This is a genomic window from Hadarchaeum sp. (SeqCode) (assembly GCF_049969415.1).
GTDB lineage: Archaea > Hadarchaeota > Hadarchaeia > Hadarchaeales > Hadarchaeaceae > Hadarchaeum.
This window is the reverse complement of the sequence record NZ_JBMFOX010000011.1, coordinates 19,415-39,213: the sequence shown is the minus strand read 5'-3', so window position 1 is coordinate 39,213 and position 19,799 is coordinate 19,415. Positions and strand designations below refer to the sequence as shown.

Below are 19,799 nucleotides of genomic sequence, written 5' to 3'. Positions count from 1 at the left end.
GATGGAGTCAATTAAATAAATCGGCAAGATTGGCATGCCGCAAAAATCGCTTTTCAAGACTCACTACCATATATCAGAGAAGCCAAAAGCAGTTTTGAGAATTTGAAAACTGTAAAACGGCAGAATTCGCCACAGTAGCCTCTGAAGAATACTCGATAACGAGTACTATAGAAAACGCTCTTTCGCATCTCATAATGGGTTGCGAGTACGCTATAGCTGGAAACTATTCCGATGCCAACACTCAATTTGAAATTGCAGGAAAAATTTTTGAGGATATTACGCGCTATAGATGAGCTGAATGTTGTAGTAAGAAATGACGATCTCCCCACATACGTAAGTGAAATACAGATAGAAATTTCCAAAAGAAAAAGCAATATTGTAGTCCTAAAGAGCGACTAATTCATGACCCTAATTCACTTTTCAGGGTTTTCGGCGGGGACAAACGGGGGAAGGTTCGAGGCAGTATTGGCTAAAAAGAAGCTATCTAAAGGATTTCCTGTTGTTCGCCGTTCTATAAGTGCTCAGATTGGCTGGAAAAGGTGTTATTCTTTTCCAGATGGGTAATTTTTGAGGGGGAAAGTGGGAAAATGATAAAAAAGTTAAATTTTAACCTTTGCCAATTCATCAAAAATTTACGAAATACTATTTTCTATGAGATTTTCATCGCGTCTATGATGGCATCGGCCATCTCCATGGTCCCCACCGCAGTGGGATCGTCCGGCTCCGGCTTCAGATCGTAGGTCACCCGCTCACCTTCCTTTATGACCCGGGCCACCGCCGCCTCCAGCCTCCGCGCCGCCTCCAGCTCCCCCAGATGCCGCAGCATCATCACTCCGGAGAGCACCGCCGCCGTCGGGTTCACCTTGTTCTTCCCGGCATACTTCGGGGCGCTGCCGTGGGTCGGCTCAAACACCGCCGCGCGGTCCCCGATGTTCGCGCCCGGGGCCACGCCGAGGCCCCCCACAAGCCCGGCACATAGGTCCGAGACGATATCGCCGTAGAGGTTGGGTGCAACGATCACGTCATAGAGCTCCGGCTTCTGCACCAGCTGCATGCACATGTTATCGACGATCCTGTCCTCAAACGCGATGTCCGGAAACTCCTCAGCCACCCTTCTCGCCGCCTCCAGAAAGACACCATCGGAGAACTTCATGATGTTCGCCTTGTGCACCGCCGTGACCTTCTTCCTGCCGTTCTGCCGCGCGTAGTTGAAGGCAAACCTGACGATCCGCTCCGAGGCCTGGGGAGATATCGGCTTCAGGCTGATGCCGGAACCGGGCCTGATCGCCACCTTCTTCCTCTCCTTCACGAAGTTGATGAACTCCTCGGTCTCCGGCTTCCCCGACTCGTACTCTATTCCCGCGTAGAGATCCTCCGTGTTCTCCCTGACCACAACAACGTCAACGCTGCTGTACCTGGACCTCACGCCGGGATACAGCTTGCAGGGCCTCAGGCAGGCGTAGAGGTCGAGCTCCTTCCGCAGCGCCACGTTGACGCTCCTGAAGCCGGTGCCGACGGGGGTGGTTATCGGTCCCTTCAGGGCCACACCGTTTCTCCTTATCGACTCCAGAACTTTCTCCGGAAGGGGTGTGCCGTACTTGGGGATCACGTCGGCCCCGGCCTCGACGACCTCCCATTTTATCCTCACACCGGTGGCCTCGATGCACCGCCTCGCGGCAGTGATGACCTCCGGACCAACCCCATCGCCGTAGATCAGCGTGACGACATGCTCCACTTGAACACACCGTACTTCTTGTATTGCTCCACCAAGCCGCCGTCCTCAAGCATCTGGAGAAGAAATTCCGGCACCGGCTTGGCCCGGAAGATCTCGCCGGTAGTGAGGTTCACCAGCGACCCCCTCCTCAGATCTATCTCCAGCAGGTCCCCCTGCCTGGTCCGGTCGGGAAGCTCGTGGCATTCGAGGACGGGGAGACCGACGTTGAAGCTGTTCCGATAGAATATCCGCGCAAAAGATTTGGCCACGATCGCACCGACCCCCAGCTGCCTCAGCACCAGCGGGGCCTGTTCCCGACTGGAGCCGCAGCCAAAATTTTCCCCGGCCACGATGATGTCACCCCTCTTCACCTGCCGGGCAAAATCCGGCGCCAGCGTCTCCATCGCGTGCTGTGCCAGCTCATCCAGATCTATCGTCTTGAACTTGTATTTGCCGGAGATGATGGCGTCTGTGCTGACGGAGTCGCCGAACTTCCAGACCTGTCCCTTTATCGTCAAGGCTACCCCTCCAGGAACCTTCTGGGATCCGTTAACTCCCCGGTTACCGCCGAGGCCGCCGCCGTCAGCGGGGAGACCAGATAGATCTGTGCCTCCTTGCTGCCCATCCTTCCCACGAAGTTGCGATTTGACGTTGAAGCACAGACCTCACCCCGCCCCAAAACGCCCAGGTGGCCGCCGGGACAGGGCCCGCACCCCGGACCGTAGATGGAGCAGCCGGCCTCGGCCAGGATCTGCAGCAGGCCCGTCTTCATGGCCTCAAGATAAACCTCGCGGGATGCCGGTATCACCAGCATCCTCACCCCTTCCTTGACCCTCCTCCCCCTCAAAATTCTGGCGGCCTCCTGCAGGTCTTCCAGCCGACCGTTGGTGCAGCTGCCCAAGAAGACCTGGTTCACCTTGATGCCCTCCACCTCGCCGATGGGCCTGACGTTGTCCACGGAACTCGGGCAGGCGACCAGGGGCTCAAGTTCCTCGGCTGAAATCTGAATGATATCACAATAGACAGCGTCCGGGTCGCTCCTCAGATAATCGCCCTCAGCCTGTGTCCTTCCTTGGAGAAATTGCCTCACCTTTTCGTCGGGCTCGACTATCCCGTTCTTCGCCCCCATCTCGACCACCATGTTGCAAAGCGTCATTCTGCCCGAGACGCTCATCTGAGCTATGGTCTCCCCCGTGAACTCAATCGCCTTGTAGGTGGCGCCATCCGCCCCGATCAACCCCAGTATCCGCAGGATCACATCCTTCGGCGTGACCCCGACCGGCATCCGGCCGTTCACCACACATTTAATCGTCTCCGGCACCCTGAACCAAAGCTTCCCCGAAACCATCACCGCCGCCAGCTCCGTGGAGCCGATGCCGGTGGAAAAGGCTCCAAAGGCGCCGTAGGTGCAGGTATGCGAGTCGGCGCCAACGATCACGCGGCCGGGCAGAACGTAGCCCTTCTCCGGCATGATCTGATGACAGATGCCCTCCCCCACGTCAAACAGCCTGATGCCGTGCTCGGCGGCGAACTGCCTCATCATGATGTGGAGCTCCGACGTTCCTTCCGAGGAGCTGGGAGCGATGTGGTCGATAACCAACGCGATCCGATTCGGGTCCCAGACCCTCTTGGCCCCCATCTCGCGGAAGGCCCTGATGGCCAGCGGGGCGGTGCCATCGTGCGCCATGCAGGCGTCTATCGGGGCAACGATCAAGTCGCCCGGGGTCACGTCCGCTCCCGATGCCCTGCCCAGTATCTTCTCCGTTATCGTTTTACCCACCGGATCACCCGATTGCCTTCAGCATTCTACTTCATCTCAAATCCAACTTTCTGCGCCAGGTTTCGGAACTCGGTATCCTTTATGGGATACCTCCTCAGTCCGGAGACAAACCTGTCCTTGATGATTTCAACCAATTTGTTCAGCCTGGGATCATCCTCGGAAATCTTTTGACCGGTCAGCTGTTCCAGCTTCAGCCTGATGCCGTGCTTCCCCGACCTCTTTCCGATCACGATGGTCCGCTTCTGCCCGACCAGCTCCGGCGGGAAGAGCTCGTAGGTCAACGGCGAGGACATGAGCCCGTGAATGTGGACCCCGGACTCATGGGCGAAGGCCAAGTCCCCGACGATGGACTTGTTCAGCGGGACGTTGTACTTCAACGCGGAAGCCATGAAAATCGTGAGCTCCCTGAGGTAGCGGAGGTCCCACTTTTTCATGCCGTGATGTAAGTAGCAGTTCATGATGACCTTCTCCGTTTCGACGTTCCCCGACCGCTCCCCTATGCCCAGAAAAGTGGAGCTCACGTAGATCTTATCATAAAGACCGGAGGCGGCTCGGATTGCGGCCATGGTGTTCTCCAAAGAGGTCCCGAGGTCATCGTGGGTGTGTATCTCAACGTAAGGAATCTTGGTCTCCTCCTTGATCTTCCTGACCTTCATCGGGATGCCGATCGGCAGCGGGTCATCGGGGTGCGCAGAACCGCAGCCGATGGTGTCGCAAATGCGGTAGACGCTGGCGCCGGCCTCGGCCACGGTGTTGATAAGATACCTCTCGAAGTTCCAGTCAGCCCTAGTGCTGTCCTCGCCGTGCACGAAGACGTCCATACCGTGATCCTTGGCATAAACAACCGCATCCGCAACCCGCTTCACTAGGCCCTGCAAGGGCACGTCTGACCATTTCTCAAAGTGAATGTACGACACCGGATGGGAAATTCCGATCTGTTTGAAATCGAGCTGCAGCGCGGCATCTATGTCTTCCTTGGAGGCCCGGCACCAGGCAGCGATGATGTCGCCCAAGCCCTTGTCCTGCATTATCCTGATTGCCTCCTTGTCGGACTTGGTGTAAGTCAGTACCTCAAGCCTTTCTACGCCGATGTCCCTGAGAAACTCGGCAATGCGGGCGGCGTCCGCGGGCAGAGGGCTCACCAGGCCCGCCATCTGTAGCCCGTCTCTCAGCGTCGTGTCGTCTATGATGACGTCCAGGTTCAACCGGCGGGGGGGATAGATGCTCTCTCTTATCCTTTCCCATTTCTCCACGTCGAAATCGGTGAGCGAAATGCCCTTCAACTTCTCAACGTACTCCCGCCTGGCCTTCTCCATCTGTTCAAAATCCATCATATCACCCGGCATTGTCGTTTCGATTTAATTCGGTTTTAGCGTATTAAGATTTATCTGTCTTTTTGAACCCGATGCCGGCAACCGTTACTTTTCCCGGCTGGCCGCCTTCTCCAGAAACTCCGAACTTCACGCCCAGAATTTTATGCACCAGTTCAATATTGGTGAGGGTGTGGGAAGTAAGCGAGGTACAGGTTATCTCCGAGGTGCCTTCGGCCAGAGCCAAATAGGGGACGAGCTGGTCGGAGAGATGGCGATCGCACGCCATGCCCGTCCTCAGCTGGGCAATCAGGTCGAGTGCAGCTTCCCGACCGACCTTTTCTGAAGGTTTACCGGGTTCCCCGAGCGAGCTGGTGCCGATGATGGCCTCGGTGCTCGTTTCAGCCCAAAGAGTTATTCCGGCGCCGGGGCCAAGATGCGGATCCTGATTGCTCTGATAGGATTCGCAGCGAATGTCCACCGGGGCCCGAACCGACCTGATCAGCTCTAGGCTCGCGGCGTGGGCAATCCGGGTGGCTATCTGCGAAGGCAGCCTCACCGCGTGGGCGATTCCGGCTACCCTCAACACCCGGCCTTGGTCAACAAGTTTTATGGCCCGCAATCCCTCCACCGGCTCTATCTTTGCCCGGATGGTGCCCCCACCGCGCGGATAGTGCCCTCTCCGGATGCAACTGACCTCGCAGCGGTAACCCATGCGACGAAGGACGGGAACGGTAACGTTTCTGAGGTAGTCGATCGGGGGCGCCAGCGGGTTGTCCGTCCCACCTTTTATCTCGATTTCCAACGGGCCGTTCGCAAAGGCAGCCGCAGGCATGATTATCTGCATGATCAGGGTGGTGCTGCCAGCCGTGCCTATATCAACATGATATCTGCCGCCCTGAATCTGTCCGGGAATGAAGGTGAGCTCGGTTGAATTCAGAGCCGCTCCCCGAACCTCCGCCCCGCAAATCTTGGCCAAAGCCTCGACGCCGCGAAGATGCTGAAGCTGAAGCCCGGCCTTTTCCCTCCGGGCCCTGATGTTGAAAATGTGAACCGGTCGCCCGCTCACGGCACCGAGCGCCAGAGCGGTCCGGAGGACGGCACCCCCACCCTCGCCCATCGAGCCATCAATTTCGATCATCAAGAAAGGATAGGGAACTCTAGGTATAATAACTAAGGAACCATTTTTTACATGGATGCGAGAATTTCAGCGCCGCGTTCTGGAGCTGACGGCCAAGGTCCCGCGGGGGAAAGTGACGACCTACAAGCAAATTGCCCTGGCAATGGGCAAGCCCAAGGCCTACAGGGCCGTGGCCAGAGCCTTGGCGGAGAATCCCTATCCGATAAAAATTCCTTGCCATCGCGTCGTGAGATCGGACGGCAATGTTGGAGGATACACCGGTGGAGTCGAAAAAAAGATAAAACTGCTAAGAGATGAGGGCGTTCAAATTAAGAAAAACAAAGTACTTCTGTCAAAATATTTGTTTAAACTATGAAATTACTTTGACACTGACTTCGAACCCTCCTCTGAATCGAATTTTCCCACATATCGATAAATCCGGCTCGGTTTGCCCCGGCCGCCCAAACCATTGGAGGAGAGCCTTGTCCTATCGGTTTGAACAACAAGTCCTTTTTTAACCAGCCTCTGGACGGTGCGCCAGACGGTTATCTTGGACGCGCTGCTGAGCTTCATTAGTTCAGGTATCGTGAACTCGCCGCGCTCCATAATGTAGCCGACTATCTCAACATCCCGAACCGTCATATCGTGGAGACCGTGCTCAATTAGTGTTGAAGCGGCCTCGCCCCAGGCCTGACGGTAGCCAACCCAAATCGCCACTGCCAAAAGTCCTGCGCCCACACCTAAAGTAGCTGCCAAGGGAAGAGTATTCACCGGCTTGGATTCAATCAAGGTTATATTAGAAACCACCACCGGACTCTCCGATTCAAGCGCCTGATCGTAAGTAATCGCCGGTACGCTTACGTAATAAAGTTCAGACGAATCATCGGTTCTTTCCATCACGGCTGGTGGCGGTATGCTCTCACCATTGGCCTTCGATGCAAGATAAAACTCGGGGACAACCAACAGGCGGTAATAATTTTCGCCTTTTTCGGTCGGTACGAACTCTACATTTTCCACCAAGAAAGATGCATCAGCTATCCTTATCCTTTGACCATGATCCTCGATTGTCAAAATCTGGGCTGAATAAGATACCTGCGCTGTCCCATAAAATTGATTCAAAACCACATAGGAGACCCCTAACACCAAACAAAACACGACCAAACCGATTAAGGCTCCAAACGCAGGCTTGCGCACCTATGCCACCAAATAAATTAGCAATTTGACGTCTATTAAATTATGTTTCACGAAAGAAACTTAATTTATATTTTGAAAATCGAGAAGCTTAATCGGTGAAACGGAATGAATCAAGTCCTTTTTTCAGCGGCAATCGTGTTATTAAAAATCGTTGGTTTTGGTATCGCATGGTCTGGAGCAAACCATTTAATTCTTTACATTTTTGCTACAACATTTTCCTCGCTAATTATTTTCTATTTTACCATACAAAACAAAGCGGTGCTGAGGAAAAAACGCCCAACAATTTTTGCGGTAGCAATAACCGCAACGATTGTCTTGGGTGCAACAGTGCCCATAATCTTTGAAACACCTGATTTAAACCAAAAAGTTCTAAAAACGTTCTCTTCGTATCAAGAACTGGAAAGTTTTGTCGGCTCTCAAAACTGGAACGGTGATGTAGTGAGAATTTTTACGATTCTTCCGCCTTTATTCGCCACTGGTAAAGCTGCGGAGGGATCGAACTTCAACGTAAACATTGGCGACAGCCCGGTAAACATCTCCAAAGATTATTCAACCACAAATGTCCAAGTCAAAGGAGTTGATGAAGCAGATATCATAAAAACCGACGGGACCTATTTGTACCTCTTATCCAAGGGAAGGGTGGTCATCCTGCTAGCTTACCCGGCCGAAAACGCCAGGTTGCTTTCGGAAATCAAGGTGGAAGGCACCCCTCTTGAGATATTCATCAACGGCGACAGGTTAATTGTCTTTGAAGCACTGTGGGGCAACAACTATTTACCACTCACAAAAACCAGCCCAATTTACCTTAGATATCCAGAGACGACAAGGGTGGAGATCTACGATATCGACGACAGAGAAAATCCAAAGCTGATTAAAAGAATCGAACTCAGCGGTGGTTACTTTAGCTCTAGAATGATCGATGATTACGTATACATAATTACCAATATGGGTCTCTACTTCGAAAACGAAAACATCGTGCTTCCCCGAATTTCAGTAAATGGCCAGGTTAAAACGGTACCGGCAACTGAAATCTATTATTTTGACAACATTTACTATCCCTACGTTTTCGCGACCATTGCGGCGATAGATGTCCAAAAAGCTGAACTTGTCGAGGAAAAAGTTTTTCTAACGACACAGGCCAATTCAATGTACGTTTCACTTAACAACATCTACATAACTTACACCAGAGGGCAGACGGTCGGCGCGCAAGAAAAAGAAGAATGGCTGGTAAACACAACGATCCATAAAATATCCATATCAAATGGAAAGGTCGAGTACAGGGCGGGCGGAGAAGTCCCGGGCCAGGTTCTGAATCAATTCTCCATGGACGAATACAACGGTTACTTCAGAATAGCCACCACAACCGGAGACGTTTGGAGCGGCGACTCTAAGAATAATATCTATGTTCTGGACGAAGATCTTGCAATCGCGGGAAAGATTGAGGGATTGGCATTAGGTGAGAGAATTTACTCAGCTAGATTCATGGGCAACCGCGCTTACCTGGTGACCTTCGTGAAGGTGGATCCGCTTTTTGTCATAGACCTCTCCGACCCGATTAATCCAAAGGTATTGGGGGAACTCAAGATCCCCGGCTACTCCGATTATCTGCACCCATACGATGAATCACATATAATCGGTCTGGGGAAAGAGACCACCAATTCTCCAGAAGCCGACTTCGCCCTTTACCAAGGTGTCAAGCTGGCCATCTTTGACGTTGGCGACCCTGAAAATCCCAAACAGATCTCCAAGTACGTTATCGGTGAGAGGGGAACTGACTCATACGCACTTAGTGACCACAGGGCCTTTCTATTCAGCCGGTCGAAGAATTTGCTCGTAATCCCCATCACACTGGTGGAAGGTGAAATGTGGGACTGGCAGGGGGCTTATGTTTTTGATATTTCGATACAAGGGCTGAGTTTAAAGGGTAGAATTTCCCACGCAGATCACACCCACACCGATTCAACCATGGACCCCACAAGTTTCGTCGTGAGATCATTTTACATAAACGACGTCTTGTACACGGTATCCGAAGGGCAGGTGAAGATGAATAGTCTATCCGATATCAGCGAAATCAACCATATCATAATCTAAAACAATTTTGAATTTTAGCTTAGCCCAACAAATAGTCCGTCTTGGAGAGCTCCTTCAATCGCTCCACGGCCTTGATCTCGCGCATGACCTCGACCACGGCTTTGGGGACGAGGCTCTCCCAGTCGCTGCCGTTAATCATCCTGTCCCGGATCTCATGGCCCCAGTATTCCTTGCGCTTTATCATCGGCGGCGTGCGCGTCTTGAAACCAGCCTCCTTGAAGAGCCGCCTAACCAGAGGGTTGCCCGAATAGGCTATCCCAAAAGGCGGAGAAAGGGAAACCACGTGCGAAACCCAGATCGCGTTGTTATGGACATCGGGAATTGGTATGATATGAACGCGGGTTAAATCGACCCTGGCCTCGCTCAAAGCCCTCACCAGCATGAGCAAGCGCTCGCCCGCGGTGAAGGGGTTTTCAAGGGTATGGCTCTCCTGGGCGCTCCCCACCCCGATTATCAGCTCATCGACCTCCCGAAGTATCCGCTTAAAAATCTCTAGGTGGCCCAGATGGGGCGGCTGAAAACGACCGATGATGATGCCGCGGGTCACCATGCCTTACCCCATTTAACTTGAACCAACGCAGATTTTAACCTTTGGTTCTCCGAACGGACAAAAGGCAAGAAAATGAATTCACGGTTGTTCCTTCAGGATTATTATGTTTCCTCTTCCTTTCTTTATCCTTCGAATTAAGCCCCGGCTCTCCAAGTCCGCTAACATCAGGCTTACTTTGGCCTCTGAGTAAGGCAGCTTCCCCCTCAACTCGAGCTGGGTAATCCTGCCCCCGGCCTCTCGTATCCTGTCGATTATCTCCTGAAGGTCCGCGGGCAATCCGATCAGCTTCACCGGCGCCTGCACCGGCTCGGTTTTGACGACTTTCCTCTGGCGAACCATCCGGAGATAGAGAAACGCAAGAACCAACACCAGAACGGCGACCGCTACCACCACGAGCACGACCAAAGCGTTTTCATTTTCAGGGGCCTCAACAATGGGCACAATGTTTTCCTCCGGAGCCTCAAAATCATCAAACAGGGGAAAGGCGATCAAATCCACCACGTAGTCTCCGCCGTATTCGGGAATGGTCAGGTTCTCCTCCGCGTAATACAAAAGCACGTTGTCCCGGTAAAAGCGCGCGGTAATCTTGTAGGTGCCCGGGGGAAGATTAAAGAAGTACTCCCCGTTTTTGGCCACGTAGGTTTGCTCTGGGACGCTGTTCACCTCCACGATGGAATTCTTCAGCGGCTCAAGATTATACCAGTAATAAACGGTGCCATGAACCCGGGCAAAGTTCTCTTGGGCAGCTGCTGGGGAGCAGAAGCCAAAAAGCAGCATCCCGGCGAAGACAAGAAACACAACCTTCTTATACATAGATAAAGTTCCAAGAGCTAGGTTTAAATCTTTTTTTGACTGAATAAAGTAATCAGAGTTCTTATAAAGTTTTGTAAAGCAATCGGAGCAATTTTAGCGTCCTTTAAACGTCAAAAATAAAAGTGTATTTAAAAGATTTTTCCGGGCAACCTTGTTTCGAAACATCAATGATCCGCGCGGCGATAGGGGCTGCGCGGGGAGCTGAGCCCGAAAATAAAAGGTGAAGGAAATGAAAATAAAAATAGTCGCGGCAGCAATGCTGGCGCTGATGGTCGTAAGCATGGTGCCTGCAGTCAGCGCACAGCCTTACGAGCAGGGGAAGGTAAAATACGAACAGGCAAAAAACGAATATCGGAATAGTTACTCTGAGTGGAACGATGCCAACAACGAGTTCAACCGAGCGATGGCGCAGTGGCGAGGAAACAAAAATCAACAGAACTTCTCGCAGCTGACCAATGCTGCAAGGTCTGCTGCCACCAAGGCCGCCGAACTCATGGTAAGGAACTTAGAGATGGTCCGAGCAAGGATCGAGGCCACCATGGGCATCTCCGAAAATCAAAGGGAAAGGCTCTACGCCGAAATCGACAACTACCTAAATGAGATTCGCGCCAAACAGCTGAACATTCAGAACGCGGGGGACGAGCAGCAGCTCAGAACCGCGGCCGGGGAGCTGCACCGATACTGGCTCCAAATCCGTACACGGCTAAAGCAGATGACCGGACTGGTGATGGTGGATTTCGCCGACGGGATGGTACAGAGAGTCAAGGCAATAGCGGCCAGAGTCGAAGCAACGGTGCAACTGTTGAAAGAGAACGGAATCGATGCCTCGGCCCTAGAAAATCAGCTAAACGAGGCACGCGCCAACATCAGCGCGGCCGAACAGGAGATTGCCGCGGCGAAGGATATCGTCAACCAAATAAACGAAAACACGACCTTCGCCGAAATGTACCCGGCAATACAGAGCAGAATTAGGGAGGCGGTACAATATCTCAAGGACGCCCTCAATGACCTCAAGAATGCCATCTCAGAAATAAAGCGACACGGGCGCCAAGTAACCATTCAGGGGACCGGAACACTGACCGCGCAGGGGAGCGGCAGCATCCACCTAACTGGCACGGGGGTTGTGGAAATCAGGGGACCGATCGACGGGAACTTTATCGTCTCCCCGAACGCAGCGGTGACCACTTCTGGCGATGGGACAAAGATCCAGCTCGGCAACGGATTTTTCCAGTACCAGGGCTACGACAACGCATCGATCAGTGGAACAGACATTACCGTTGACATCAACGGAAATGGCATTGACATCGTCGCTTCGGGAACCGGGAGAGTTAGAATCACCGGGACTGGCACCTACAAAACCTACGGAGAAAACCAATGCGAGGAAGGAAACTGGAGCGCCAGCGGAATCACCGTGATCTTAGAAACCGGTCAGGCGTCATGAGGTAGATACCAATGAGCAAGGCTAAAATCATGGGGGCGGTGATAGCGATAGTCGTGATAGCGGCGGCGGCATATTTCATCCAAAACAACCCCGCCGTTACCACTACCGGAAGCCCGGTATCCACCACCACGACCACCACAAGACAAGGTCAAACAACCGACACCACGACCACGGTACCGGCCTCGCCAGCTTCGGAGGATTTCACGACGATAGAGGAACAGCTCAGCGATCTCGAGAACTTCATCGATCTCAACGGACTCGATAGCGACTTCGGCCTCGGCGCCATAGCTGAGGGTTGGTAATAATTACCAACCCTTTTTTGTCTTTTTACCCCTTGAAAATTTTTGCCTGCATCTGACTGAGAAGCAAAATTATGGAATAGTTTTTTATCCCTAGAATAAATTGTAATGAATAATGATGGCATGAACAACAGCGCCAAAATGACCGATCGGGCAAAGGTCCTGCTGGAGGCACTCCCTTTCATTCAACAGTTCCACGACAAGATAATCGTCGTGAAGCTGGGGGGCAGGGTGATAAGCAACGAGGAGATGCTGAACACCATTCTCCAAGATGTAGTGCTTCTGAGGCTCTTTGGTATGAAAATGGTCATAGTTCACGGTGGCGGGCCGGAGATAAGTGAAGAAATGCGCAAAAGCGGAGTGAAACCAAAGTTCATTGAAGGCCTCAGGGTCACCGATGAAAAAACGATGGAGATTCTCCACGAGCAACTCGCCGGTAAGATTAACAAGCAAATAGTCCTAGGGATAAACCAACACGGAGGAAAGGCCTTCGGAATCTCGGGGATGGACGGAAATCTCATTCGCGCGCGCAAGCTCATTTACAAAACCACCACGAGCAAGGGCAAAGAGGTGGAAATTGACCTCGGCCTGGTCGGTGAGGTGGAGAAGATCGACCCGGCCATCATCCACAACTTTCTCAAGGCCGGCTGCATCCCGGTGATTGCCCCCATCGGCATAGATGCCGAAGGCCGCAGCTTGAACATCAATGCCGACATGGTGGCCGCGGAGCTGGCCGGGGCCATCCGTGCCAAAAAACTGGTGATAATAACTGATGTCATGGGAGTAATGAGGGACCCGAACGACGAGAAAACCCTGATTTCCACACTGACGGCGGAGGAAATCCAGACGCTGATCCAGCAGGGGATTGTCAAGAAGGGCATGATACCTAAGGTGGAAGCCTGCCTGAAAGCCCTGCAACTGGGCGTTGAGCGCTGCCATATAATCAACGGTAACATCCCCCACGCGCTGTTGCTTGAGATACTAACCGAAACCGGCATCGGCACGATGATCGTGCGGGGCAAGTAAAATGGACACCATAAAAATGACCGAGCGCTACATCGCCCATACCTATAAACGTCAGCCTTTAACCATCGTGAAAGGACGCGGCATGTTCGTGTGGGATTCCGCCGGCAGGAGATACTTGGATTTCGTCGCCGGTGTCGCCGTTTGTTCCTTGGGCCACTGCCATCCCGAGGTTGTCAAGGCGATCACCAAGCAGGCGAACAAGCTGATCCACATTTCCAACCTGTACCACATCCAGCCCCAGGCTGAACTCGCTGCCTTGCTGGCAAGGATAGTCCCCCGCTCAATCGGTAAATTCTTCTTCTGTAACTCCGGGGCGGAGGCGGTCGAAGCCGCCTTCAAGCTGGCTGTAAAGCACACCAAGAAAAGGAGAATCATCGCCATGCAGGGTTCGTTCCACGGCAGAACAATTGCCACGGTCGGCGCCACGTGGAAGCCCTCTTACCGGGAGCCGTTCAAGGCCCTGATCCCGAAAATATTCGACTTCGTGCCTTACGATGACCTGAATGCGGTCGAAAGGGCCATCAGAGATGAAACCGCCGCCGTCATCGTCGAACCAGTTCAAGGCGAAGGAGGGGTCAACATACCATCCAAGGACTATCTGCCTGGTCTGAGAAAAATTTGCGATGAAAACGACCTGTTGTTAATCTGCGACGAAGTTCAGACCGGGCTTGGGCGCACGGGAAAGTGGTTCGCCTGCGAGCACTGGAAGGTGCTGCCCGACGAGATCACCATGGCCAAAGCGCTGGGCGGTGGCTTCCCAATCGGCTGCATGGGTGCTAGACTAGAAGTCATGGAATCCTTCGCCCCTGGAGATCACGCCTCCACCTTTGGAGGAAATCCGCTGGCCTGCTCCGCTGCCATCGCATCGGTAAAGACCATGCAGAAGCTAAAACTTCCTGAGCGCGCGGCTAAGCTGGGGGGATATTTCCTGAAACGTTTGAACGAGCTCGACGAAAAACACGACTGCATAGAGGAGGCCAGGGGCCTCGGTTTGCTCTTGGGGCTGGAACTAAAAGAAAAATCAATTGCAGAAGCCGTCGTGGTTAAAGCCAGAGAGCGCGGTTTTCTGATAAACTGCACCGCCGATAAAGTCCTGAGGTTCGTCCCACCGCTAATTGTCGAACAAGAACACATCGATAGCTTAATAAGCGAGCTTGATTGTATTATCGCAGAGGTTGAAAAATGAAGGGAAAACACCTTCTGGCAATTCACGACCTGAGTGCCGAGGAAATTGATTCGATTCTGAACTTAGCCGATCGCCTGAAGAGTGAAACCAAAGAAGGCAAGAGCCATGAAATTCTCCACGGTAAAACCCTGGGCATGATTTTTGCCAAACCCTCCACGAGAACAAGGGTTAGCTTTGAGACCGGCATGACGCAGCTGGGCGGACACGCCATCTACTTGGGGATGAACGACCTTCAACTCGGCCGTGGTGAAACCATTGCCGACACCGCCAGAACGCTTTCCAGATACGTGGACGCGATCATGGCCAGACTTTTCAAACACCAGGATGCCGAGGAGCTCGCCAAACATTCCAGAGTTCCGGTAATCAACGGGCTAACCGACCTCCACCACCCCTGTCAGGCGCTAGCGGACTTGATGACCATCAGGGAAAAGTTTGGCAAATTAAGTGGAATTAACGTGGCTTGGGTCGGCGATGGCAACAACGTCTGCATCTCCCTGATGGAAGGGTGTTCCTTGGTAGGCGCCAACTTCCGCGCCGCTTGTCCCAGAGGCTATGAGCCACCGGCGGAAATTGCCAGCTGGGCGAAAAACCGCGCCGCAAAAAGCGGAAGTTTGGTTGAAATAGAAACGGATCCGGAAAAGGCCGTTAAAGGTGCTGATGTCATTTACACGGACGTTTGGGTCTCGATGGGGCAAGAGGCGGAAGCCAAAACTCGCCTGGAAGTGTTCAAAAAATACCAAGTCAACGAGCAGCTTGTTGAAAAAGCCAGCCCCAACGTTATCGTGATGCACTGTCTGCCCGCACACCGGGGACAGGAGATTACCGATGAAGTAATAGATGGTCCTCATTCCGCAGTCTGGGATCAAGCCGAAAACAGAATGCATGCCCAGAAGGCGCTGCTGGTGGCCCTGATAAAGGGACTTCCCTGAGCGGCCCACCCTAATATTTTTATATGGTATCTGTTGATGGAAGATAAGGTGATGGTTTGAGATTGTTGGTCGCTTTAGGCGGTAACGCCATAAAACAAGCGCATGAGAAAGGCACCACTCAAGAACAATTTGACAACTGTAAAAAGACGGCGGCATTGCTCGCCCAAGTGGTCAAAAAAATGGGGCCAGAGGACAGGCTGATCATAACGCACGGCAACGGTCCACAGGTCGGCAACCTAGCCGTCCAACAGGACCTAGCAAAATCTGTGATTCCCCCTCAGGACATGGACGTTCTGGGCGCCATGACGCAGGGTCAGATAGGATATATGCTGCAGCAAACTCTTGATAACCAGCTGAGAAAGCTTGGCATCCGCAAGCAGGTCATCGCAGTGGTTAATCGGGTTTTGGTTAGTAAGGACGACCCAGAATTCCAGGAGGAAAACGCCTCCAAACCGGTTGGTAACTTTCTCACCGAGGCTGAGATGAAGGAGGAAAAGGCAAAGCATCCCGATTACATTTTCAAGAAGGTTAAGCCCACGGGTGAAAGGTGCTGGAGACGCGTTGTTCCCTCCCCCGACCCGATTGCCAACGTTGAGGCCGAGGCCATAAGAAAAATGGTCGACGCCGGGATAATCGTCATTGCCTCGGGCGGGGGCGGCATTCCCGTAATTTTGAACGATAACGGAAATTATCGAGGCGTGGACGCCGTCATCGATAAGGATTTGGCGGGAGAGAAGCTGGCTGAGGTGGTTGACGCCGACACCTTCCTCATTCTCACCGACGTGGAAAAGGTCAAGCTAAACTTCGGCAAACCGAACGAGACAGAAATATCCCGGATGACAGTTGAGGAAGCCAAACGCTATCTGAAAGAGGGACACTTCCTCGCCGGCAGCATGGGGCCGAAGGTTAAAGCTTGTATTCGTTTTTTGGAATGGAGAGGCAAGCGGGCCATTATCAGCTCGCTGGACAAGGTGACCGAGGCCCTTGAGGGCAAAACCGGCACCCATATAGTTCGGGGATAAGAAAAAACATGCCAAGGGTAAGGGGACCGCTGCCAAGATTTTCTGAAATTCACATCCAGCTAACGCTTGAACTGATATCCAGACATAAGAGAATCGGGCGCAAGCAACTGGCAAGCAAGCTCGGGATTGGCGAAGGCAGCGTCCGAACGATACTCGATCATCTAAAAGAACAGGGTTTGATAACTTCGTCCAAGGGTGGGCACGCCATAACTGAAAAGGGAAAGTCCTTCCTCAGAGAGCCAAATGAATTTGTGCCGGTTGACGTAGGTGATCTGGCGGTGGGTAAAGCCAGCGTGGCTACTGTTGTTAGAGGGGCGGCTACAAGGGTGAAACGCGGCATCGAACAGCGGGATGAGGCAATAAAGGTTGGGGCTAACGGTGCCACGGTGCTGGTCTTCAAAGAAGGCAAGCTAAGTCTTCCTGGTGAATTTATCAAAATCAAAAAAGAAGTTAGCGAATCTTTGATCGAGGCCCTATCCCTGCGGGAAGGAGATGTCGTGATCATCGGCGGGGGCAAAGACCTGTTGACCGCCGAGGCGGGGGCAAGGGCCGCCGCCAGAACCCTCAGTAAACGAGCTTAAACAGCTCCAGCAAATCTCCATCCCTCAACTGGTAATCCTGCATCCCTACTGGAGGCTCATTGCCATTTACACGATATCCCCAGCCTTGCTGCAGTCCTCCGATTTCCGTGACTATCGAGGCACTGAAGCTCTCGTAATACTCTGTTTTCAGGCTGGCCACTTTAAGCAGGGCGTCAAAAGGCGTCATGCCCTTGTAAAGAACTACCTCTTTGTCGATGCCGAGATCCGGTATTTTGACTCGGACCTTAATGTTCTCACCATAGGTGTACTGCTCGGTCTGCTTGGTCATCCCGCTCGCCAGATAGTAGCCACCGGCAAAGCAGAGAAAGCCGACGATGACGACCAACGCCAAAATCTGTGCGGCGAGTCCCTTATTCAACTTTCCACCTCCGTTCATTTTTCTTTGGCCCTGACGCCAGAACCAACGTTGACCGCGACCGAAACGGGTACCCTAACCTTCATCATCAACTTCCCCAGCCCAAGGAGAGGCGGCACGAACAGTACTGATGCTAGGTGATAGAGGGTAAAGGGAATCTGGGCGAGGTAGATGGCTATCAAACCGGCGATGGATTTCTCCCCCCAGCCGAGCCAGCAGCCAAAGGCAGTCCAGATATCAAAGATCAGAATGCCCACGGCTGCGGTGAGGGTCGTCTGGTACAGCAACTTCTTGAAACGATCGAAAGCCGACAGCTTGTTTTTCAGGCTAATCAGCCAGACGATGATGAAACCGGACCAAGTGAAGGCATAAATTGGGTTTGGACCCCAGAAGGCCAAGTCTGCCAAATAAACGCTGGCCAAGGCAACGATGCCAAAATATTTCACCAGGCGGCTCCAAGATTTAGAATTGCCGCAGTAGAGTGACAGCGAACCTATGACCACCAAAGTGGGGATGATTAACTCAAGATTGGGAAAGGGCACGACACCACTCAGGTAAAGTAGCTTGCTGACGGCGATGAGCCCGATCGCAACAAGGACGAAAATCTTAAATCTCTTGGCCAAGGCCTGATCGGCTGTCCTGCCGCCGTAGAGCCATTTCGCTATTTTCCACCTCAAACTCAAATTATTACCCTGTTGGATTATTAATCCAATTTATAAATACTTTTTGCCGAGCCAATCGCCGGCTTTACAACTGGCTCAAAACTAGCCACCGGTTCTCTGCTTAATCCTTCGCATTTTGCGCCGCATCCGCTTCCGAACCCACTTCCAGCGCATGCGGCCTTTCTTCTTCCACTTTCTCGGACGTTTTCCCATGAAAGCACCGACCTGTCTTAATCATCACGGTATGGTAAAAATCTTGTTGGACTCCCTATTAGAACCTACTTATTGGTCTGGACGGACATGCACTCCTCAACTATTCTGACGCTGGAGCTGGAACCAATCCGGTTGGCGCCCGTGGCGATCATCAACAAGGCATCACGGAGGCTTCTAATCCCTCCCGAGGCTTTAACACCGAAATTCTCTCCGACCGCTTTTCTCATCAAATAGACCTGGTACACCGTGGCTCCTGACGGTCCAAATCCCGTCGCGGTCTTGACAAAACTGGCCCCTGACCGCTTGGCAATCTCGCAAGCCTTAATCACTTCGTCATCGGTGAGATAACCGGCCTCGATAATTACCTTGACAACGCTCCCCCGAACCGCTTCCACCACGGCCTTGATATCCTCCCGGACATATTCGTAGTCCTGGCTCTTGAAGGCGCCGAGATTCATCACCATATCGATCTCAGCGGCACCGTTCTCAATCGCCTCGCTTGCCTCCAATGCCTTCATCTTGGACGTCATCTGGCCAAATGGAAAGCTCACCACAGCAACCACCTTTATATCCGTGCCCCGTAACTCTTCCGCGCAGAACTTTACCCAAGCCGGGTTCACGCAAACTGAATAAAAACGGTACTTTTTGGCCTCCGCACAGAGCCTTTTAAAGGAATCTCGGGTGCTCTCAGGACGAAGCAACGCATGGTCTATCATTTTTGCCAGCTCTTCCGGCGACAGCTTTAAACCGCTGGCCTTCCTCTCGATTTCAGCCAACAATCTTGGATCCATCAAGCCACCCAAAAATCCATCATCTATCAAGAACTAAACCTCTCCGGATAAAAGGACTTTAACGCTTGAGGCAAAGAAAAAGAAAAATCTCCTCAAAAAATAACCTCTTCTTCAACGTTTTAAATTCAAAACCATTCGCCTCAAGAAACTGAAACGTCTTAGCAAGATTGGAAAGCGACGATTGCACAAAAAAAGCTCGTCCCCTCGGCCTCAGATGAGTCGGAAGTCCGCTTAGGAAGTGATTAATAACCCTCCTCCCATCCCTTCCACCGTCCCAAGCCAGCTCAAGAGGCTCGTTCAACTTTTCCCGAGGCTCCACCGGCAGATAAGGTGGGTTGAAAATTATAACATCAAAGCGTTCATTTCCCACTGGATCGAAAAGATCACCGAGCCTAAAGTCGATGCGATCATCCACTGCATTTTGGCAAGCATTGGCGCGAGCGCATTCCAGCGCTACCGGGTTGACGTCCGTGGCCACGACATTTGCGCCTGCCTTTGCCGCCAAGATGGCCAATATACCACACCCCGTCCCTAACTCCAGCACCCTTTCACCGGCCGTGGCATCTAGATTATCGGCAATCAAAAAAGTGTCCTCCGCTGGTTCATAAACGCTAGGATAAACGATGAACTTACTATCTTGGTAAAAGACAATTTTGGTCCCTTGGCCCGTGCAGTTATTCATACATTCAAATAGGTGCGGC

At 52.5% G+C, this 19,799-nt stretch carries 21 protein-coding genes; 9 read left to right on the top strand and 12 right to left on the bottom strand.

Annotated features, from left to right (window positions below; all coding sequences use genetic code 11):
* Positions 1–649: 649 nt before the first annotated feature.
* Genes ACP5PX_RS04030 through rtcA form a run of 5 tightly spaced genes read right to left on the bottom strand, consistent with a single transcriptional unit; the run spans position 650 to position 5,945 of the window.
* The gene (locus ACP5PX_RS04030) at positions 650–1,735 is read right to left on the bottom strand and encodes an isocitrate/isopropylmalate dehydrogenase family protein (RefSeq protein ID WP_428084217.1); all 1,086 of its coding nucleotides are present in this window, start codon (positions 1,733–1,735) and stop codon (positions 650–652) included.
* Positions 1,714–2,232, bottom strand: coding sequence for a 3-isopropylmalate dehydratase small subunit (locus ACP5PX_RS04025; RefSeq protein WP_428084215.1), 519 nt, complete (start codon positions 2,230–2,232; stop codon positions 1,714–1,716). The genes ACP5PX_RS04030 and ACP5PX_RS04025 overlap by 22 nt, the downstream gene beginning before the upstream one ends.
* Positions 2,233–2,234: 2 nt before the next feature.
* Positions 2,235–3,494 (bottom strand): 3-isopropylmalate dehydratase large subunit, encoded by a 1,260-nt coding sequence (locus ACP5PX_RS04020; RefSeq protein ID WP_428084213.1) that lies wholly within the window; start codon positions 3,492–3,494, stop codon positions 2,235–2,237.
* 26 nt (positions 3,495–3,520) lie between these two features.
* Positions 3,521–4,825, bottom strand: coding sequence for a homocitrate synthase/isopropylmalate synthase family protein (locus ACP5PX_RS04015; protein ID WP_428084211.1), 1,305 nt, complete (start codon positions 4,823–4,825; stop codon positions 3,521–3,523).
* A 46-nt stretch (positions 4,826–4,871) separates the two neighbouring features.
* Positions 4,872–5,945 carry an RNA 3'-terminal phosphate cyclase gene (rtcA, locus tag ACP5PX_RS04010; RefSeq protein WP_428084209.1) on the bottom strand — a complete coding sequence of 358 codons (1,074 nt, stop codon included), beginning with the start codon at positions 5,943–5,945 and terminating at the stop codon, positions 4,872–4,874.
* A 55-nt stretch (positions 5,946–6,000) separates the two neighbouring features.
* Between rtcA and ACP5PX_RS04005 the strand changes: the two genes are divergently transcribed.
* A complete protein-coding gene (locus ACP5PX_RS04005; protein ID WP_428084207.1) occupies positions 6,001–6,300 on the top strand; it encodes an MGMT family protein in 300 nt (99 codons plus the stop codon).
* Between the two features lie 2 nt (positions 6,301–6,302).
* On the opposite strand, the gene ACP5PX_RS04000 is transcribed toward ACP5PX_RS04005, so the two are convergent.
* Positions 6,303–7,070, bottom strand: a complete 768-nt coding sequence (locus ACP5PX_RS04000) for a MarR family transcriptional regulator (protein WP_428084205.1) — start codon at positions 7,068–7,070, stop codon at positions 6,303–6,305.
* A 183-nt stretch (positions 7,071–7,253) separates the two neighbouring features.
* Between ACP5PX_RS04000 and ACP5PX_RS03995 the strand changes: the two genes are divergently transcribed.
* The gene (locus ACP5PX_RS03995; protein ID WP_428084203.1) at positions 7,254–9,209 is read left to right on the top strand and encodes a beta-propeller domain-containing protein; all 1,956 of its coding nucleotides are present in this window, start codon (positions 7,254–7,256) and stop codon (positions 9,207–9,209) included.
* 19 nt (positions 9,210–9,228) lie between these two features.
* Here the strand turns inward: ACP5PX_RS03995 and ACP5PX_RS03990 are convergent, their stop codons facing one another.
* Entirely contained in the window at positions 9,229–9,759 is a 531-nt protein-coding gene (locus ACP5PX_RS03990; protein WP_428084201.1) for a nicotinamide-nucleotide adenylyltransferase, read from the bottom strand.
* Positions 9,760–9,837: 78 nt separating this feature from the next.
* A complete protein-coding gene (locus tag ACP5PX_RS03985; RefSeq protein ID WP_428084199.1) occupies positions 9,838–10,572 on the bottom strand; it encodes a DUF7343 domain-containing protein in 735 nt (244 codons plus the stop codon).
* Between the two features lie 229 nt (positions 10,573–10,801).
* Between ACP5PX_RS03985 and ACP5PX_RS03980 the strand changes: the two genes are divergently transcribed.
* From ACP5PX_RS03980 to ACP5PX_RS03950, 7 genes are all read left to right on the top strand, one after another.
* On the top strand, positions 10,802–12,013 hold the full coding sequence (locus ACP5PX_RS03980) for a hypothetical protein (protein ID WP_428084197.1): 1,212 nt from the start codon (positions 10,802–10,804) through the stop codon (positions 12,011–12,013).
* A gap of 11 nt (positions 12,014–12,024) precedes the next feature.
* On the top strand, positions 12,025–12,315 hold the full coding sequence (locus tag ACP5PX_RS03975; protein ID WP_428084195.1) for a hypothetical protein: 291 nt from the start codon (positions 12,025–12,027) through the stop codon (positions 12,313–12,315).
* Between the two features lie 138 nt (positions 12,316–12,453).
* Entirely contained in the window at positions 12,454–13,338 is an 885-nt protein-coding gene (gene argB / locus ACP5PX_RS03970; RefSeq protein WP_428084193.1) for an acetylglutamate kinase, read from the top strand.
* 1 nt (position 13,339) lies between these two features.
* Positions 13,340–14,524, top strand: coding sequence for an aspartate aminotransferase family protein (locus tag ACP5PX_RS03965; RefSeq protein WP_428084191.1), 1,185 nt, complete (start codon positions 13,340–13,342; stop codon positions 14,522–14,524).
* Positions 14,521–15,453: an ornithine carbamoyltransferase gene (gene argF, locus ACP5PX_RS03960; protein WP_428084189.1), complete on the top strand. Its 933-nt coding sequence runs from the start codon at positions 14,521–14,523 to the stop codon at positions 15,451–15,453. Before ACP5PX_RS03965 ends, argF begins: the two co-directional genes overlap by 4 nt.
* A gap of 56 nt (positions 15,454–15,509) precedes the next feature.
* Positions 15,510–16,475, top strand: a complete 966-nt coding sequence (arcC, locus tag ACP5PX_RS03955; protein ID WP_428084187.1) for a carbamate kinase — start codon at positions 15,510–15,512, stop codon at positions 16,473–16,475.
* Between the two features lie 8 nt (positions 16,476–16,483).
* Positions 16,484–17,056 (top strand): DUF4443 domain-containing protein, encoded by a 573-nt coding sequence (locus tag ACP5PX_RS03950; RefSeq protein ID WP_428084185.1) that lies wholly within the window; start codon positions 16,484–16,486, stop codon positions 17,054–17,056.
* Here the strand turns inward: ACP5PX_RS03950 and ACP5PX_RS03945 are convergent.
* The 4 genes from ACP5PX_RS03945 to ACP5PX_RS03930 form a co-directional block, all read right to left on the bottom strand.
* Positions 17,040–17,435: a DUF4430 domain-containing protein gene (locus tag ACP5PX_RS03945; RefSeq protein ID WP_428084183.1), complete on the bottom strand. Its 396-nt coding sequence runs from the start codon at positions 17,433–17,435 to the stop codon at positions 17,040–17,042. The genes ACP5PX_RS03950 and ACP5PX_RS03945 overlap by 17 nt on opposite strands.
* A gap of 14 nt (positions 17,436–17,449) precedes the next feature.
* Positions 17,450–18,115 (bottom strand): DUF6580 family putative transport protein, encoded by a 666-nt coding sequence (locus ACP5PX_RS03940; RefSeq protein ID WP_428084181.1) that lies wholly within the window; start codon positions 18,113–18,115, stop codon positions 17,450–17,452.
* Positions 18,116–18,372: 257 nt separating this feature from the next.
* Positions 18,373–19,023, bottom strand: coding sequence for a deoxyribose-phosphate aldolase (deoC, locus tag ACP5PX_RS03935; RefSeq protein ID WP_428084219.1), 651 nt, complete (start codon positions 19,021–19,023; stop codon positions 18,373–18,375).
* 133 nt (positions 19,024–19,156) lie between these two features.
* Positions 19,157–19,780, bottom strand: coding sequence for a HemK2/MTQ2 family protein methyltransferase (locus ACP5PX_RS03930; protein WP_428084179.1), 624 nt, complete (start codon positions 19,778–19,780; stop codon positions 19,157–19,159).
* Between the last annotated feature and the right edge of the window lie 19 nt (positions 19,781–19,799).

Coding starts and splice junctions, on each gene's coding strand:
- ACP5PX_RS03990 (WP_428084201.1), bottom strand. CDS start 9,759: ATGGTGACCCGCGGCATCATCATCGGTCGTTTTCAGCCGCCCCATCTG.
- deoC (WP_428084219.1), bottom strand. CDS start 19,023: ATGATAGACCATGCGTTGCTTCGTCCTGAGAGCACCCGAGATTCCTTT.
- ACP5PX_RS04005 (WP_428084207.1), top strand. CDS start 6,001: ATGCGAGAATTTCAGCGCCGCGTTCTGGAGCTGACGGCCAAGGTCCCG.
- ACP5PX_RS03930 (WP_428084179.1), bottom strand. CDS start 19,780: ATGAATAACTGCACGGGCCAAGGGACCAAAATTGTCTTTTACCAAGAT.
- ACP5PX_RS04015 (WP_428084211.1), bottom strand. CDS start 4,825: ATGGATTTTGAACAGATGGAGAAGGCCAGGCGGGAGTACGTTGAGAAG.
- ACP5PX_RS03965 (WP_428084191.1), top strand. CDS start 13,340: ATGGACACCATAAAAATGACCGAGCGCTACATCGCCCATACCTATAAA.
- argF (WP_428084189.1), top strand. CDS start 14,521: ATGAAGGGAAAACACCTTCTGGCAATTCACGACCTGAGTGCCGAGGAA.
- ACP5PX_RS03975 (WP_428084195.1), top strand. CDS start 12,025: ATGAGCAAGGCTAAAATCATGGGGGCGGTGATAGCGATAGTCGTGATA.
- ACP5PX_RS03980 (WP_428084197.1), top strand. CDS start 10,802: ATGAAAATAAAAATAGTCGCGGCAGCAATGCTGGCGCTGATGGTCGTA.
- rtcA (WP_428084209.1), bottom strand. CDS start 5,945: ATGATCGAAATTGATGGCTCGATGGGCGAGGGTGGGGGTGCCGTCCTC.
- argB (WP_428084193.1), top strand. CDS start 12,454: ATGACCGATCGGGCAAAGGTCCTGCTGGAGGCACTCCCTTTCATTCAA.
- ACP5PX_RS03985 (WP_428084199.1), bottom strand. CDS start 10,572: ATGTATAAGAAGGTTGTGTTTCTTGTCTTCGCCGGGATGCTGCTTTTT.
- ACP5PX_RS03950 (WP_428084185.1), top strand. CDS start 16,484: ATGCCAAGGGTAAGGGGACCGCTGCCAAGATTTTCTGAAATTCACATC.